The 15,299-nt window shown below is 55.8% G+C and carries 17 protein-coding genes; 4 read left to right on the top strand and 13 right to left on the bottom strand.

The features are described from left to right. Window positions 1–53: 53 nt before the first annotated feature. Entirely contained in the window at window positions 54–392 is a 339-nt protein-coding gene (locus IBX51_RS03335) for a zinc ribbon domain-containing protein YjdM (protein ID WP_291828683.1), read from the bottom strand. A 486-nt stretch (window positions 393–878) separates the two neighbouring features. Between IBX51_RS03335 and IBX51_RS03340 the strand changes: the two genes are divergently transcribed. Together IBX51_RS03340 and IBX51_RS03345 are read left to right on the top strand one after the other, a co-directional pair. Continuing rightward, a complete protein-coding gene (locus tag IBX51_RS03340; RefSeq protein ID WP_291828685.1) occupies window positions 879–1,331 on the top strand; it encodes a YaiI/YqxD family protein in 453 nt (150 codons plus the stop codon). Window positions 1,332–1,498: 167 nt separating this feature from the next. After that, window positions 1,499–2,560 carry a PQQ-dependent sugar dehydrogenase gene (locus tag IBX51_RS03345; protein WP_291828798.1) on the top strand — a complete coding sequence of 354 codons (1,062 nt, stop codon included), beginning with the start codon at window positions 1,499–1,501 and terminating at the stop codon, window positions 2,558–2,560. A 4-nt stretch (window positions 2,561–2,564) separates the two neighbouring features. On the opposite strand, the gene IBX51_RS03350 is transcribed toward IBX51_RS03345, so the two are convergent. Beyond that, window positions 2,565–2,978: a GFA family protein gene (locus IBX51_RS03350; protein WP_291828686.1), complete on the bottom strand. Its 414-nt coding sequence runs from the start codon at window positions 2,976–2,978 to the stop codon at window positions 2,565–2,567. A gap of 98 nt (window positions 2,979–3,076) precedes the next feature. Further along, a complete protein-coding gene (locus IBX51_RS03355) occupies window positions 3,077–3,847 on the bottom strand; it encodes a glutathione S-transferase N-terminal domain-containing protein (RefSeq protein ID WP_291828687.1) in 771 nt (256 codons plus the stop codon). 359 nt (window positions 3,848–4,206) lie between these two features. On the opposite strand from IBX51_RS03355, the gene dacB reads away from it, so the two are divergent. Beyond that, window positions 4,207–5,688: a D-alanyl-D-alanine carboxypeptidase/D-alanyl-D-alanine-endopeptidase gene (gene dacB / locus IBX51_RS03360; protein WP_291828689.1), complete on the top strand. Its 1,482-nt coding sequence runs from the start codon at window positions 4,207–4,209 to the stop codon at window positions 5,686–5,688. A 21-nt stretch (window positions 5,689–5,709) separates the two neighbouring features. On the opposite strand, the gene IBX51_RS03365 is transcribed toward dacB, so the two are convergent. The 7 genes from IBX51_RS03365 to IBX51_RS03395 form a co-directional block, all read right to left on the bottom strand. Further along, window positions 5,710–6,294 (bottom strand): NapC/NirT family cytochrome c, encoded by a 585-nt coding sequence (locus IBX51_RS03365; RefSeq protein ID WP_291828691.1) that lies wholly within the window; start codon window positions 6,292–6,294, stop codon window positions 5,710–5,712. Continuing rightward, window positions 6,287–6,763 (bottom strand): nitrate reductase cytochrome c-type subunit, encoded by a 477-nt coding sequence (locus IBX51_RS03370; protein WP_291828693.1) that lies wholly within the window; start codon window positions 6,761–6,763, stop codon window positions 6,287–6,289. Before IBX51_RS03370 ends, IBX51_RS03365 begins: the two co-directional genes overlap by 8 nt. 12 nt (window positions 6,764–6,775) lie before the next feature. Then, on the bottom strand, window positions 6,776–9,280 hold the full coding sequence (gene napA / locus IBX51_RS03375) for a nitrate reductase catalytic subunit NapA (RefSeq protein WP_291828695.1): 2,505 nt from the start codon (window positions 9,278–9,280) through the stop codon (window positions 6,776–6,778). Beyond that, window positions 9,277–9,600: a chaperone NapD gene (locus tag IBX51_RS03380; RefSeq protein ID WP_291828697.1), complete on the bottom strand. Its 324-nt coding sequence runs from the start codon at window positions 9,598–9,600 to the stop codon at window positions 9,277–9,279. The genes napA and IBX51_RS03380 overlap by 4 nt, the downstream gene beginning before the upstream one ends. Beyond that, window positions 9,593–10,090, bottom strand: coding sequence for a ferredoxin-type protein NapF (napF, locus tag IBX51_RS03385; protein WP_291828698.1), 498 nt, complete (start codon window positions 10,088–10,090; stop codon window positions 9,593–9,595). The genes IBX51_RS03380 and napF overlap by 8 nt, the downstream gene beginning before the upstream one ends. Window positions 10,091–10,098: 8 nt before the next feature. Beyond that, window positions 10,099–10,275 carry a periplasmic nitrate reductase, NapE protein gene (locus tag IBX51_RS03390; protein ID WP_072677854.1) on the bottom strand — a complete coding sequence of 59 codons (177 nt, stop codon included), beginning with the start codon at window positions 10,273–10,275 and terminating at the stop codon, window positions 10,099–10,101. 212 nt (window positions 10,276–10,487) lie between these two features. After that, a complete protein-coding gene (locus IBX51_RS03395; RefSeq protein WP_291828701.1) occupies window positions 10,488–11,522 on the bottom strand; it encodes a fasciclin domain-containing protein in 1,035 nt (344 codons plus the stop codon). Between the two features lie 302 nt (window positions 11,523–11,824). On the opposite strand from IBX51_RS03395, the gene IBX51_RS03400 reads away from it, so the two are divergent. Further along, window positions 11,825–12,691, top strand: a complete 867-nt coding sequence (locus tag IBX51_RS03400) for a DUF6279 family lipoprotein (RefSeq protein WP_291828702.1) — start codon at window positions 11,825–11,827, stop codon at window positions 12,689–12,691. A gap of 66 nt (window positions 12,692–12,757) precedes the next feature. Here the strand turns inward: IBX51_RS03400 and IBX51_RS03405 are convergent, their stop codons facing one another. Genes IBX51_RS03405 through IBX51_RS03415 form a run of 3 tightly spaced genes read right to left on the bottom strand, consistent with a single transcriptional unit; the run spans window position 12,758 to window position 15,296 of the window. Then, complete coding sequence (locus IBX51_RS03405) at window positions 12,758–13,528, bottom strand: SDR family oxidoreductase (RefSeq protein WP_291828704.1); 771 nt, start codon at window positions 13,526–13,528, stop codon at window positions 12,758–12,760. Between the two features lie 14 nt (window positions 13,529–13,542). Beyond that, window positions 13,543–14,232 (bottom strand): histidine phosphatase family protein, encoded by a 690-nt coding sequence (locus IBX51_RS03410; RefSeq protein WP_291828705.1) that lies wholly within the window; start codon window positions 14,230–14,232, stop codon window positions 13,543–13,545. Next, window positions 14,232–15,296, bottom strand: a complete 1,065-nt coding sequence (locus tag IBX51_RS03415; protein WP_291828706.1) for a phosphotransferase family protein — start codon at window positions 15,294–15,296, stop codon at window positions 14,232–14,234. Before IBX51_RS03415 ends, IBX51_RS03410 begins: the two co-directional genes overlap by 1 nt. Window positions 15,297–15,299: the final 3 nt, after the last annotated feature.

Below are 15,299 nucleotides of genomic sequence, written 5' to 3' on the forward strand. Positions count from 1 at the left end.
TGTTGTTGGCGCGGGTTACGCGCAGCGGGATATCACAGAGCGCCCGCAGGCACTCAGGCTTTTTTGACAAACTCCGACTTGAGCTTCATGGGGCCGATACCGTCCACCTTGCAATCGATGTCGTGGTCGCCGTCCACCAGGCGGATGTTCTTCACTTTGGTGCCCACCTTCACCACCAGGCTGGAACCTTTCACCTTCAGATCCTTGATCACCGTAACGGTATCGCCGTCCTGAAGCTCGTTGCCGTTCGAATCGCGAACCACCTTGCCAGCCGCGGCCTCCGCCTGCTCCGCCGCGGTCCACTCATGCCCGCACTCGGGGCAAACCAGCTGAACGCCATCTTCATAGGTGTATTCAGAATTGCACTGGGGGCATGGGGGCAGTTGCGACATTATCATTTCCTGTTAATTGAATGAGCACAGGATTATACCACTACCGACCGGGAGAGACCCTCGCCAGAACCGTCGGTTTCTCCGACAACGGCAAGGCCAGAATCATTAAAAGCAACATGAAGGTGGCGTTCATGACCCTCCCCTCAAAAACGGAAAAATAATCGCGGAGATACTAATATCGCTCACAGGCATGATTAAGGATGGCTTCCAAAAAATTTCGAAGGCCAAGGATGGCCTGAGAGAAGCGCACATGGGTAAGGCAAGCGTTAATGAAGCGAAGCTTCATGCGCAGCCGAACGACTGCAATCTATGATTGCAGGCTGGACCCGCGTGCGGGTGCTCGTAGCGTTTTTTGGAAAGTGGCTCCCAATGACACAGACACCAGAACCCAGACGGCATAGAGACAAATACGCGGACCAAACCTAACAAGTCCACCCGATGAACGGTTAAAATGCACCAACGACAAGCCAATAAAGGAACACCAAAATGCCAATCTGGGTCGACGCCGACGCCTGCCCCGTCCCTATCCGGGAAATCCTCTGCCGCGCCGCCAGCCGCTGGCAAATCCAGACCACCTTCATTGCCAACCACGCCATCAACCTGCCGCCGAGCCCCTACATCAGCCGCCGCCAGGTACCCCAGGGTTTTGATGTCGCCGATAACGAAATCATGGACCAGATGACCAAAGGCGATCTGGTGATCACCCAGGATATCCCACTGGCAGCGGAGGCCATCGAGAAAGGCGCTGATGTCTTCAACCCGAGGGGGCAGGCGTTCACCAAGGAGAACATCCGCCAGCGCCTGGCCATGCGAAACTTCATGGAAGAAATGCGGAATGCAGGGCAGGTGACCGGCGGGCCAGCCCCTCTCGGCCAGGCCGACCGCAAAGAGTTTGCTGATCAGCTGGACCGCTGGCTGCAGCGCAACCGACAACGCTAGATAAGCTCCAGGTCGCGAGCCCGCTTCCTCATATTAAGAAACGCTAATCTGACAAGCCACCCACCCGGACGATACCCGCGTATTAGCTGCTAAGCTTTGAGGAAACGAATCGGGAGTGGTCACTCATGAAAAACAACCTGCTGACATCATTAAGCGCTGCGTGCCTTATGACGGTCGCCAGCACCATCGTTTATGCCGAGTCCTACAGCCTGGAGACCGTTGCCGAAGGCCTTGAGCACCCATGGGGGCTTGCGTTTTTGCCAGACGGTTCAGCGTTGGTCACTGAGCGCGAAGGCCGGTTGCGACGGATCGAGAATGGCCAATTAGTGCGAGATCCCGTGTCGGGCCTGCCTGAGTTGGTCGCCTCAGGCCAGGGCGGGCTGCTGGACATTGTTCTGCATCCGGACTTCGACACTAACCAAACTCTGTTCCTGAGCTACGCCCACCGCAACAGCGACGGCATGACCACCCGGGTAGCGCGAGCGACGTATAACGGCCAGGCCCTGGACGATGTGGAAGTGATTTTCGAAGCCCTGCCCCGTTCCAGTAATGCCCGACATTTCGGCAGTCGCCTGGTTATCGACAACGACGGTTATCTTTATGTGTCCGTCGGCGACCGGGGCGACATGGATCGGGCCCAGGATACCGCTGACGATGCCGGCGGTGTGCATCGGATAACGATCAACGGACACCCGGTGTCAGATAACCCTTTCGTCGGCAATTCAAAGGGTAACGACACCTTCTTCACCTACGGCAACCGAAACATCCAGGGCATGACCCTGCACCCGGATACCGGTGAAATCTGGAGCCACGAGCACGGCCCCCGGGGTGGTGACGAGATCAATATTATTCGGGCCGGTAACGATTACGGCTGGCCCAAAGTCACCCACGGAATCGACTACTCGGGCATCCCGATCACCAACAAAACGACCATGGACGGCGTGACCGACCCCCTGCATTACTGGGACCCATCCATCGCACCTTCGGGTATGGCGTTCTACACCGGCAATCTGTTCCCGGAGTGGCAGGGTGATCTCTTTGTGGGTGCGTTGCGTTCGCAAAAGCTGGTGCGCCTGACCATTCAGGATGAAGCAGTGATTGAGGAAGAAGACCTGCTAACCGGTCTTGGCGAGCGCATCCGGGATGTCCGGATGGGCCCGGATGGCGCTCTGTGGTTACTGACCGACTCCCGTCAAGGCAAGATATACCGTATGGTACCGACCAACTGACGGATCAGTTGGGGTCGTTCGTCCGCTCGGTTTTATCGTACTGGGGCAAGCCGTCGGTGATCTCAAACCAGTCTGACTTGGAACCAACATAGATGTGCCTTGCGGCTGTCTTCCCGAGCGGCTCGTTGATCACGCCTACTCGCAGGCGCAGGATGCCCGGAATGGCGTCTAACCGGCTGTAGAGCTGGCTTCCACACTTGCCGCAGAAGGCCCGGTATTTACCCGGGCGGGATTCAAATTCGGTGATGCTGTCTTCACCGGCAACAAACCGGAAACGCACCTTCTGTACCGGCGCACTGGCAGAAAATGCACTGCCGTGAGCCCGCCGGCACTGACTGCAGTGGCAAAGCGAAAGCGGTCCCAGTGTGCCGTCGTACTCAAACTGAATTTCGCCACAGAGGCATTGGCCGGTATACATCGAACTCTCCCGATTATGGCTAACAGATCAAGGCCGCAGATCATACCGGCTCAGGCCCGGAATACCAGCCCTGAGCTCGCTGGTATGAGCAGCTGTTGTCAGCCACCATACTGCTTGTTCAGATACGCCAGTATCCGCCCGGATTCAAACAACTGGGTGTCGGTGTTGGGATCTTCCAGGTACGGCACCTGAACCCTGCCGTGCTGTTGGAAAAACGCATCGCGCTTGCCGCCAGCCTGGGGCTTGTACTCACCCGGTTTGATGCGCTGTTTGGCGGGCCCGATCTCGGTCCAGTGTTCCTTACCAAGGTTGTGCAACGTGTAAGGAATCTCCAGCTCGCACAGTTTTTCTCTCACCAGTCGTGAGAATGGGCTGCCTTCAAAACTCCACAGGTGCAAACCCTGCTCCGGTCGATGGCTGGAGGCTGCACGCAATCCGCGCAACTCACTCGCGGCGGATCCTATAGTGTTCAATACCGGCTGCCAGGCTCTGGACTGGAAGTAACGCGGCACCGACCGACCAGCGTATTCGCGAAACAAGTACTCGATAATATCGTCGGACTCATAGATAACCTTATCGGTGTTCTGATCCACCAACAGCGGAAACTGCTGCTTGCCACCCATCGCTTCGGCATCGGGCCGGAACAATCGACCGCCTTTAGGGCAAGGCCTGATGTCCGCATCCAGATGCAAAGCGGTCAGCACTTCGCGAACGCGGCGGCAATAAGGGCAGGCTTCCATGTCGAAGAGAATAAGGGGCTTCTCGGGCTGCGCCACCGGCTTGATAACCAGGCACCCGCGCCAAGCAGCAAATGATGAGGTAGCCACGGATTCCAGTACATTCACCTGATGTCTGAGCGCTTTAAGCATGTTCTTCCCTTGATTTGTTGTGTGAGGTTAATGAGCTCTGACCGGGATTGTCTCATAAACCCGCATTGAGCTATTGGCTGACCGGGCCGTTCGGGTGCAGTATTGGTAACTCACTGATTCTGAAAGGCACTTACGCGCCGTCACAAAAAACCAATATAAACAACGTTTCTACTGCCATTTTTTAACGTCATGTATAGCTTTTCTGCATAGTACAAACCAAGGGGATGAGCTATTGTAGAAAAAGAATACAACAATGGGCTGGAATGATGCGGATTCAGGGTTTGCGGGCAAGAACTTGCTCTTCACAGTGCACGACCACTCCAAGGCGGCTTGTACTGGCCATTGCGGCGGCCTGCACGATGGCGTCTGCCTCCACCGCTGCCCAGGACAACACCTCGGCAGCCACAGCCTTTGCTGAATCCCGGCTGTGGGCCAGCCAAATCAAAGACTACGCCAATAAGTCGCTAAACAGCGAACAAGCCCTCAGCGTTGCCGCCATCCCCCTTAATGGGCCGGGCATTGAACAGTATGTAAACGCTGACGAACTGATGAGCCCGGGTTCGATCACCAAGCTGGTCACGACTTACGCAGCGCTCGAATTACTGGGCCCCACCCACCACTGGAACACCGATTTCCTGACCGATGGCGTGATGGTGGGCGATACCCTGAAAGGCAACCTGTTCGTTCGTTTTGGTGGCGATCCAAAGCTTACCCTGGAACGTTTGTGGAGCACGCTGCGGGAGTTACGCAGCATGGGTATCAATCGGATCGAAGGCGACCTGGTTCTGGATGGCAGTTATTTCAGAGTAGACGGTGGATTTCCACCGTTTAACGACAACGGTAACAATCCCCACGCCCCGTTTTTGGTCGAGCCATCAGGCTACCTGAGCAACCTCAACCTGCTGCATTTTCAGGTCCGCGCGGACGAACGTGGCACCCAGGCCTGGACCACGCCCAATCTGGGTGAAGTGTCCATTGATAACCGGGTGACTGCGTTACCGGAAGGCCCCTGCCCTGCCCGCAACCGCTTTGACTGGAAACCGACGTTTCATAATGATCATCGCGTAACGGTTCAGGTCACCGGCGAACTGCCTCAGGGTTGTCGCACCACCACCTATCTGTCATTGCTGCCCCACGAGCGTTACTCGGCGTCTCTGATTCGTTCGGTGTTTTCGGAAATGGGTGTCGTCATCAGCGGGGGTGATCGCTTCGACACCACCCCGGAGGATGCCCGCCTGGTTATGCGCACCACCTCACCAGACTTGGTCACCATGGTGCGCGACATCAACAAGTGGAGCAGCAACGTGATGGCCCGGCAAATGCTGCTGACCATAGGAGCAGAGTTCCGCAAAGACGATGAGCAGGACGATCGGGTAGCCGGCATCCGGGTTATTTATGACTGGCTGGAAGGCATGGGAATTAACACAGCCGGCATGGTGATTGACAACGGCGCGGGGCTGACTCGCCATGGCAGGATTACCGCACGCCAGGGCGCACAGATTCTGCAACACGCCTGGAACAGCCCTTACTCTTCGGATCTGATGGCATCCATGCCGATCATCGCCATGGATGGCACCATGTCTCGGCGCCTCAGGAACACGGGCATGGACGGCCAGGGCCGGATCAAAACCGGCTACCTGGAACACGTGCGCTCGATCGCCGGCTTTACCCGGGACGGCAAGAACACCACCTGGGCCATCGTAGGAATGGTGAATAACAACCCCGCATGGAATGGCCAGGCAGTGCTGGACAGAGTGCTTTATTCCCTGCACTTCCGGCCTCCGGTCGGGACCGCCTTGTCGCAGTCTTCCGATACAGGTGGCAGCTCGACCATCCAGTAGAACGGCTGAGCTGCCTCACACTCAGCGGTGCACGCCGGTCATGTCTGGCAATTTGTGTGCAATGCCCTTGTGGCAATCAATGCAGGTTTGCTCAGAGCTAACCAGTGCGGTGGAATGCGCTTGCGCGGCACGCGGATCTTGCAGGGTGAAATCCATAGAGTCGAACTCGTGACAGTTCCGGCACTCCAGCGAATCGTTGGCTTTCAACCGCTTCCACTCTCGCTCAGCAAGCTCCCGTCGCTTGGCTTCGTATTTCTCAGGGGTATTGATCGAGCCAAACACCCAACCCCACACCTCTTTAGAAGCCTCCATCTTCCTGGCCACTTTGTGCGTCCAGCCATGAGGTACATGGCAATCCGAGCACTCTGCCCGAACGCCAGATCGGTTGGTGTAGTGGACCGTGTTTTTGAGCTCCTCATAAGGGTTGCTCTGCATCTCATGGCAACCAATACAGAATGCCTCTGTATTGGTAACTTCCAGCGCCGTGTTGAAGCCGCCCCAGAAAATAATGCCTGCGATAAACCCACTGAGCGTCAGAAAACCGATGCTGTAGTGAACACTGGGCTTTCGCAGAAGGCTCCAATAAAACTTAAGCCACTTAATCATTCCTGCCTCCTGCGACGGAATCCCGGATCACTTGATCCACCGCCTTGAAGTTGGAATCAACCAGGTCTTCGGCATCGGTTTGAGGCACATGGCACTGGGTGCAGAAGTAACGCCCGGGAGTTACCTCGGCACGCACCTGGAAGTGACGGTCCATAAAGTGCGTTACACTCACCATCGGAGCGCCCGCCCGTACAGCAGACTCCCGGCTATGGCAATCCAGGCAACGATTGAAGTTTTTGTCTACCTGATAATCCCGAATCGTGTGAGGAATAACCGGTGGCTGCTCCGGGTAGCTACGCACCTCTCTTTTGACGCTCCGTGGATCACCGGCAATCGGCGGTGCCGGCAGATCTTGCCCGACGGTTCCACCCTTACGAAGCCCATCCGGCGCCGATGGCGAAAGCCCATCACTCTGTGCAAAGGCAGCCAATGCCAGAGAGCTTGTCAGCAATAAAATCAATAACCTCATGATGACTTCTCCTCAGGCAAGGTTAACCAGTTCAAGACGTACCGCGCATTTCTTGAAATCCGTTTGCTTGGAAATCGGATCGGTGGCGTCCAGGGTGACTTTATTGATCAGCTTGCCCGCATCGAAGAACGGCACGTACACCATGCCCTTGGGCATACTGACCCGGCCCCGGGTTTCAACCCGCACCCGGACTTCGCCACGGCGGCTGATCACTTTTACCTCGCTGCCGCGGCGCCAGCCCTTATCACGGGCGTCGTCTGCGTTCATGTACAGCAACGCATCCGGCACGGCCTTGTGAAGCTCGCTAACACGGCGGGTCATGGAGCCAGTATGCCAATGCTCCAGCACACGACCGGTGCATAACCAGAACGGGTATTCATCGTCTGGCGATTCTGCGGGTGGCTCATGGGGTACGGCAAAGATTCGAGCTCGATTATCGGGATTACCGTAGAACTGGAAGCCGCTACCCTCTGCGACGTAAGGGTCGGACCCTTCACGATAGCGCCAGAGGGTTTCTTTACCTTCAACCACAGGCCACCTCAGGCCACGGGTGGCGTGATAGGTATCAAAATCGGCCAGGTCTTTGCCTTTACCCGCACCAAACTGGCGGTATTCCTCAAAAATGCCTTTCTGAATGTAGAAACCGAAATCCCTGGACTCCTGGTTTTCGTAATCGGCGTGCAACTCTTCCACCGGGTAGCGATCAACGTTGCCATTGCGGAATAGCACATCAAACAACGTTTTGCCCCGGAGTTCCGGTGCCTTGGCGAGCTGCTCTTCCGGCCAGACATCAGCAACCTTAATCCGCTGCGACAGCGCCACCGTCTGCCAGAGATCAGAGCGTGCCTCGCCGGGAGCATTCACCAGCTGGTGCCAGAATTGGGTTCGGCGCTCGGCGTTACCAAAGGCCCCTTCTTTTTCAACCCAGCCCGCTGCCGGCAGGATCAGGTCTGCCGCCTGAGCGGAAACCGTGGGATAAATGTCGGAGACGATGATAAAGGTATCTGGATTGCGCCAGCCCGGCAGGGTTTCCTGCATGGTATTGGGGCCGGCCTGAATGTTGTTGGTGACCTGAGTCCAGTACACACGCAACTTGCTGTCTTTGAGCATGCGGCTTTGCAGTACCGCGTGGTAACCAACTTTTGCCGGAATAGTACCTTCCGGCAAGCGCCAGATTTCCTCGGCCCTGGCTCGGTGCTCCGGATTGGTCACCACCATGTCTGCCGGTAAACGATGGGCAAAGGTGCCCACTTCACGGGCGGTACCGCAGGCGGAGGGCTGACCAGTAAGCGAGAACGGGCTGTTGCCGGGTGTGGCAATCTTACCGGTCAGCAGATGGATGTTATAAATCAGGTTGTTTACCCAAACCCCCCGGGTGTGCTGGTTAACGCCCATGGTCCAGAAAGTGGTAACGCGCTTGGCTGGATCCGCGTAAAGCTTGGCCAACTGTTCCAGACGGCCTTCGGAGACACCGGAGATCTCAGCGGCTTTTTTAACATCGTAGTCACTGACGTGTCGGGCAAAATCCTCAAACGACATATCTTCCCAGCTGTTGGCTTTGTCAGCATTCTTGGCCCTCTGCTCTCTTGGATCTTCTGGCCGCAGGCCATAACCGATATCATCCGCCCCCTTAACAAACCGGGTGTGCTTGTCGACAAAATCCTGATTGACCGCACCGTTCTGGATGATGTAATTGGCAATGTAATTGAGGATCGCCACATCGGCGTGGGGCTCCATCACCATCGGCAGATCGGCCAAATCAAAGCAGCGATGCTTGTAGGTTGAGAGCACAGCCACTTCGGTGCCGGGGTGAGACAGGCGGCGGTCGGTCACCCGCGTCCAGAGGATTGGATGCATCTCCGCCATGTTGGCACCCCAGAGTACGAAGGCATCCGCGCTCTCGATGTCATCATAGACCCCCATGGGCTCATCGGAACCAAAGCTCCGCATGAAACCCGCAACCGCAGACGCCATACAATGCCGGGCGTTAGGGTCGATATTGTTGGAGCGGAAGCCGGCCTTGAACAGCTTGCTGGCTGCGTAACCTTCCCAAATGGTCCACTGACCGGAACCGAACATGCCAACACTTTCCGGGCCGTGCTCCTTGATGGCGCTGGTGAACTTTTCTGCCATTACATCCAGGGCTTCGTCCCAGCTGACTTCTTCAAAATCACCTTCTTTGTGGAACTGGCCGTCGCGTTTGCGCAGCAAAGGCTTGGTGAGGCGGTCGCGGCCATACAGAATCTTCGACAGGAAATAACCTTTCACGCAGTTCAAACCGCGATTCACTTCCGATTGCGTATCACCGTGGGTAGCAACAATCTTGTTGTCCTTGGTGGCAACCATCACGCTGCAACCCGTGCCACAGAAACGACAGGGCGCCTTGCTCCACTTCAGTTCGGTGAGTTCGGCGTTGGTAATCAAATTGCTGGCTGCGGCCGGTATCGACAGGCCGGCCGCAGAGGCGGCCATGGCCAACGCGTTGGCTTTTGCGAATGCTCGTCGTGTCAGGTTCATGACATTGCTTCCTGTTGTTCTGTTTCTGACTGTCCTGTAGCAATCAACTGCTGCTTTGCCTCTTCTGGAGACATCACTTCGTGGTAAACCAGAATGCACTCCAGAACACCTGGCGCACTCTCAATTAATTCCATCGCACTCAAAAGGTCCTGGTGGCTTGCGCCCTCGGCCAGCACCACCAGTTTTCCAACCGGATCTCGGGTACCTTCTTCAAGCCCCGGAGTTTTCTCAAGGAGACCAAGCACAGCTTCAAGAGATTCAGGGCGCACATGCACCAGAAAACTGGCTATGTGGATTTCGGCTTTCGGTGATTCAGGCATGGGTTGGCTCCCTCTGTTCCTGAGTAATCAGACTGATGGCATCTTCAGGGCACACCGCAACGCAGGCCCCGCAACCGGTACATTCGTCTTCGGCAATTTCCGGGACGGCGACATGACCAAGCATGGGCGGAAACCGGATGGCCGTTGGCTCGCAGGCATCGCGGCAGGTCTGACAATGAATGTTGGCTTTGGCGAGGCAGTTATCCCGCACTTCCGCCCGCCACGAGAAGGCCTCGCGGGTAAGATCGAACACGGGTTCCGGGCAGGCTCGGGCGCATTCACGGCACAGCGTGCAGCCTTCACCAGTAAAGCGAATTTGCGGAAAGCCGCCGTCACCCCGAAACAGCACACCTTCCGGGCAAGCCTCAATGCAGCGATCACATCGGGTGCACTGATCGGTGATGGCCCCGGTTGTCCAGGGCGGCCGCCATTCTGACGCCGTCGCCCTGCCGCCACGAAGGAACAGCCGGCGGGACTCGTTCACAGCCATGTTTGCCCCTACCCCCCAGGCGGTCCCGGCGGGCCCATAAACACCTGCGACATCCAGACCAAAAATCCGTAACCACCCACCACGGCAACGGCCAGGATGGGAAAAAGGAAGACGATGATGAAAACAAACAACCGGAACTCGCTGCTTTTGCGCTGCTCCGGAGTGAGTTGTTGGAGGTCGTCCATAAACCCGCCTTTTTAATGTGTGTATTCACCACTTTAGTCAAGGCGAGCAAACTTGGCAAAAATCAATATTGGTATTTCTTTGTGGGTATAGACATCGGGATAGCGGGAGGATTGTGCCCATGAAGTGCGCCATGCCGGGTGCACCAAAAAAGGCCGACTGCACGAGCCGGCCCATCATGCATGTCTCAATCAAAGAGACATCGCCTCAACAATTATTGGGCTGTGAAAATCACCTTATCGATTACATGAATCACGCCGTTAGATGCTTCAACGTCTGCTTCTATGACAGTGCTTCCGCCGATAATCAAGGCGTTGTTTTGGATGTTAACGTTGAGAGTCGTGTTAGCAAGGTTCGTTACGGTGCCCCCATTCGAGCCATAAGCAGTCAGAGAGTCCACCCGAGTATTAAGGATATGCTGCTGTAAAGTGCGCGGCAAATTCGGATCGGCAAGCAATTGGTCTGCCGTCAGATTCTGGTCTTCCAACAAAGTTGCGAAAGCAGCATCGGTTGGCGCAAATACAGTCAACGACGCGTCCTTATTCGACGCCGCAGTTAGCAGTGCGGAGGCGCCATCAGTTCTGAGTGCGGCAAGTAACGTGGTGAACTCTGCTTCCTCAGCACCCGCTAGCGCTGTAACGATCCCTGCAATCGTTGATTCTGTGTCGCTCAGAGCACTTGGTGGGGGAACAAGTACCTTATCGATCAAATGAATAACGCCATTGCTAGCATCTACATCCGTAACCGTCACCCTGGAGGTGTTTACGTACAATACATCCTCACCATTTTCCTGAGAGATTGAAAGCGCGACGTCTTTGCCTTTCACCGTTTCAACCAGGTTTTGTGGTACAGGACTTTGCGCGACGCTGATTGCCGTGTCGGCCTTTACTTCACCCACTGACGTTGCAAGAACATGGTAAGTGAGAACCGTGTTCAGCAATTCCGTGTTGGCTAACAACTCTTCTGCCGTTAGACCTAAATCTTCCAGCAGGGCCTCAAAGGCAGCATCTGTCGGAGCAAACACTGTTAACTGATCATCTCCGCCGAGCAGTTCAGCGATAGCCGGATCTGCCGCAAGAACGGCGGCTTCAAGAATCGTCGTATTCTCATTTTCAACAGCAATTTCCAAAATGCTTTGCGTTGCATCGTCTGTGGTACGGTTGCTACTGCTGCTACTGCTGTCTAGCCAACACCCAGACAGCATGACACCCGCCGCTAAAATCATCGGTAAAGCTATCACGTTTTTCATTCTTTCTGTCCTCACTGAAGAATCGCTTGTCGATAGTGTGTGTTGGTTCGAACCTGCACTAATTCATTCCCTGATTAATGCGTCAAAGCAATTTACGGGAAGCGAGAAGCAGTGGATTCACATTTATTTACATTCGAGCATACATGTGTGAGCCGAATAGCATTTTTGAATAGACGTCCACATCCGATGTGCCACCCCATCCGTAACTGGACTTATAAGTGAAACTCCGAGATAACAAAGTGCAGCTGCCGGGAACGCCTGTTCATCTGCGCCCCATGCTTTAATACCAAGAGACCTGAATCATGAATTACCGGTATCGCACCAGAACCGTGAAGCTGACGATTCTTTGCCTTGTTGCCCTGATCGTTCTGGCAGGCTGCAGCTCCACCCGCATGGCTTACCGCTATGCCGACTGGGGCGTGGTTTGGTGGGTTGAGGACTACGTGACCCTGAGCCGGGCCCAGAAGCAGCAACTAAACCAGGATCTCGACCACCTCAAGCAGTGGCACTGTTCAACAGAGCTGCCCCGGTACAGTGCCTGGCTGGAAGAATTGGAATCGGATATGGCGACTGGCACCCCGGACACCGACACGATCGTTTACCATCAGCAGCAACTGCTCGGGTTTGTACCGGAGCTGCTGGATGAGGTTGTTCCGGTAGCCGTAAACCTGCTGGCAAGCTTGTCGGATGCGCAGGTGGCAGAGCTGGCCCGGAATATGTCGAAAGATCAGGACAAGCTGGAGCAGGAAATGCTGGCTGGCAATCCGGAGCAAACTGCCAGGGCACGAGCAGAGAGAACCGCCGAACGGGTTGAGCGGTGGTTGGGCAGCCTGAACGAACAGCAACAGGCTCTGGTTGAGCAATGGTCCGCCGATCGCGGCCAGCAAACAGACATCTGGTTACAGGGCCGGAAACACTGGCAAAAGGCCCTGTTAAAAGCTTTGGAGAATCGGGGCCAACCGGGCTTTGACGACACCATTAGAGAATTGGTGGTCAACTCTGAAAACGCCCGGGGCCCCGAGTATCAAGCCATGATGGCGGAAAGTCAGCAAACGATGGCCAACCTGATGCATTCACTGATTCAGGCAGGCAACCAACAGCATCAGGAGCACCTGCAGGCTCGGGCAAGAAAGCTCAATCAGGACTTCACGGCCCTGACCTGCTCCTGATCTGGTCGATGACAAAAAAGGGCCGGAAAGGTTATATCTTCCGGCCCTTTTTTCGTTCCTGTACCCTCAGACGGTCAGGTAACCGCCATCGGCGTTGATGCACGCACCTGTGGTGTAGGTGGACGCATTAGACACCAGATAAAGCACGGTACCGGCCATTTCGTCCGGATCGGCTACACGCTTCATCGGGATATGAGCCATCGCCTGTTTCTTGATGGCTTCGTTGGTGGTCAGGGCGCTGGCGAACTTGGTGTCGGTCAGTCCCGGCAGCAAAGCATTCACCCGCACGTTCTGCTGGCCCAGTTCCATGGCGAAGGATTTGGTCATGGAAATCACGGCCGCCTTGGTGACGGAATAGATACCCTGGAAGTGACCCGGGTTGACGCCGTTAACAGACGCCACGTTGACGATGGAGCCGCCGCCGTTCTTCTTCATCAGTTGGGCGCCACGGGCACACATGAAGAAGTAACCACGAATATTCACATCTATGGTTTTATTGAAGGCTCCCAGGTCGGTGTCTTCTACCGGACCAAAATAAGGGTTGGCGGCGGCATTGTTCACCAGGATGTCCAGTTTGCCATGCGTATTGGCAATATGTTCCCAGGCCGCTTCAATCTGATCCATCTCGCCGATGTGGCAGGCAAAGGCTTCGGCGCTGCCGCCATCGTCACGAATGCTGCTGGCCACGGCTTCACAACCGTCAATTTTGCGACTGCTTACGATCACGTGGGCACCGTAGTGGGCCAGGGTGCGAGCGATGCTCTCGCCGATTCCGCGACTGGCGCCGGTGACCAGGGCGACTTTGCCCGTTAGGTCGAACAGGTTTACGTTGCTCATGGAATTCCCTCAGATTATCGGAATGTCACCAGGGCGGGGTCTTCCGCCTCAAGGTGGCTATAGTTATTAAACACGGCCAGGCTTCGCCGGGGGCCGGAATACAGAATGCGAGAAACACTGGTGTTGGCAATAACGTTGTTCATCTCCAGCGCCTTTCGGTCTGACAGCTCAAGCAGGTGCTGGGTAACCACCGCAATAGGGCCGCCTGAGGTAGACACGATCACGTCTGCGCCATCGGCCATCTCAATCAACTGATCCAAAGCCTTGTTCACGCGCCGCTGGAAACCTTGCCAGGTTTCTGCGTATTCGTGGTCGTACTCGCCACTCACCCAGCGAGCAACCGCTTTTTCGAAGGCTTGTTGAAAAGCCGAGGCAGGCTTCGGGAAACTTCCTAGGTCCCTCGCCATCGCCTGCTTATCGGCCCATTCTGGGCGAAATCGCTCCACGACCTGAACGTGATCAAACTCGTTCAGGCCTTCCAGAACCTGCATATCCGGCAGGTTTGCGCCATAGCCGGTAGCAATGGCTTCCACCGTTTCCCGGTGGCGCTGCAGGTTGCCGCCGAAGATCGCACCTGGCGTTACCTTGTCGGTCAGCCAGCGGCCCAGAATCCTGCCCTGCTCCCAGCCTCTCGGCGAAAGCTGGTCGTAGTTTTCTTTGCCAAAACTGGCCTGGCCATGGCGCACCAGATAAATGATGGCCATTACAAAGCACTCTGGCTGATCAGCCTCTGGCAACGTTTTTCCAGATAGTTGGCCGCATGGCCAAAAGCGGCAAAGCGCTTGTCTTTGGTCTGGCCATGATAAAAGCGGTAGTAGATCTGCTGAACAATGACCGCCAGCCGGAACAAGCCGTAGATTTCGTAGAAATCAAAGTTATCTACCCGAAAGCCGGATTTCTCCATGTAATAATCCACTACCTCCTTGCGAGTCAGCATGCCTGGCCGGTGTGTAGGCTGGCGACGGAGCATCTGGAACGGGCCTTCGTCGTCTGCCTCAATCCAGTAGGCCAGGCTGTTGCCCAGATCCATCAATGGGTCACCGATGGTGGCCATTTCCCAGTCCAGCACGCCGATCACTTCAAACGGGTTATCGGCATTGAGCACCACGTTGTCGAAGCGGAAGTCGTTGTGGATGACCACCTGTGCGATGTCTTCGGGCATTTTGTTGTTGAGCCAGGCCATCACGGCTTCAAAATCACCGACATCGTCGGTGCGGGCCTTGCGGAATCGGTCGCTCCAACCTCCAATCTGCCGTTGCACGTAACCGGCGCCCTTGCCCAGCGTGTCCAGGCCAGCGGCCGTGGCGTCAACGGTGTGCAGATCGACCAGCTTGTCGATCACATTCAGGCAAAGTTTGCGGGTATCCGCCTCACTCAGCTCGAAATCCGCCGGAAAATCCTGACGCAGAATGATGCCCTTGAGCCGCTCCATCACATAGAAGTCGCAGCCCAGTACACTGTGATCTTCACAAATGGCAATAATGTTCGGCACATAGGGATAGACCGGCTTAAGTGCCTCCATCACCCGTGCTTCCCGCAACATATCGTGGGCAGACTTGGCAATTTTACCGAGCGGCGGCCGACGCAGCACGTAGGACTGGTCGCTGTAATCCACCTGGTAAGTCAGGTTGGACGCACCGCCGGGGTATTGTTTGATGGTCGGCTGGCCTTCGAGACCGGGGATGGCCTGCTTCATAAACTGGTCAACAATTTTGATGTCCAGTTCTTCGCCTTCCCGAATGTCTACGGCCTGGTCGATCTGTGTCATTCA

The sequence above is a fragment of the Marinobacter sp. genome, assembly GCF_014859525.1.
Lineage (GTDB): Bacteria > Pseudomonadota > Gammaproteobacteria > Pseudomonadales > Oleiphilaceae > Marinobacter.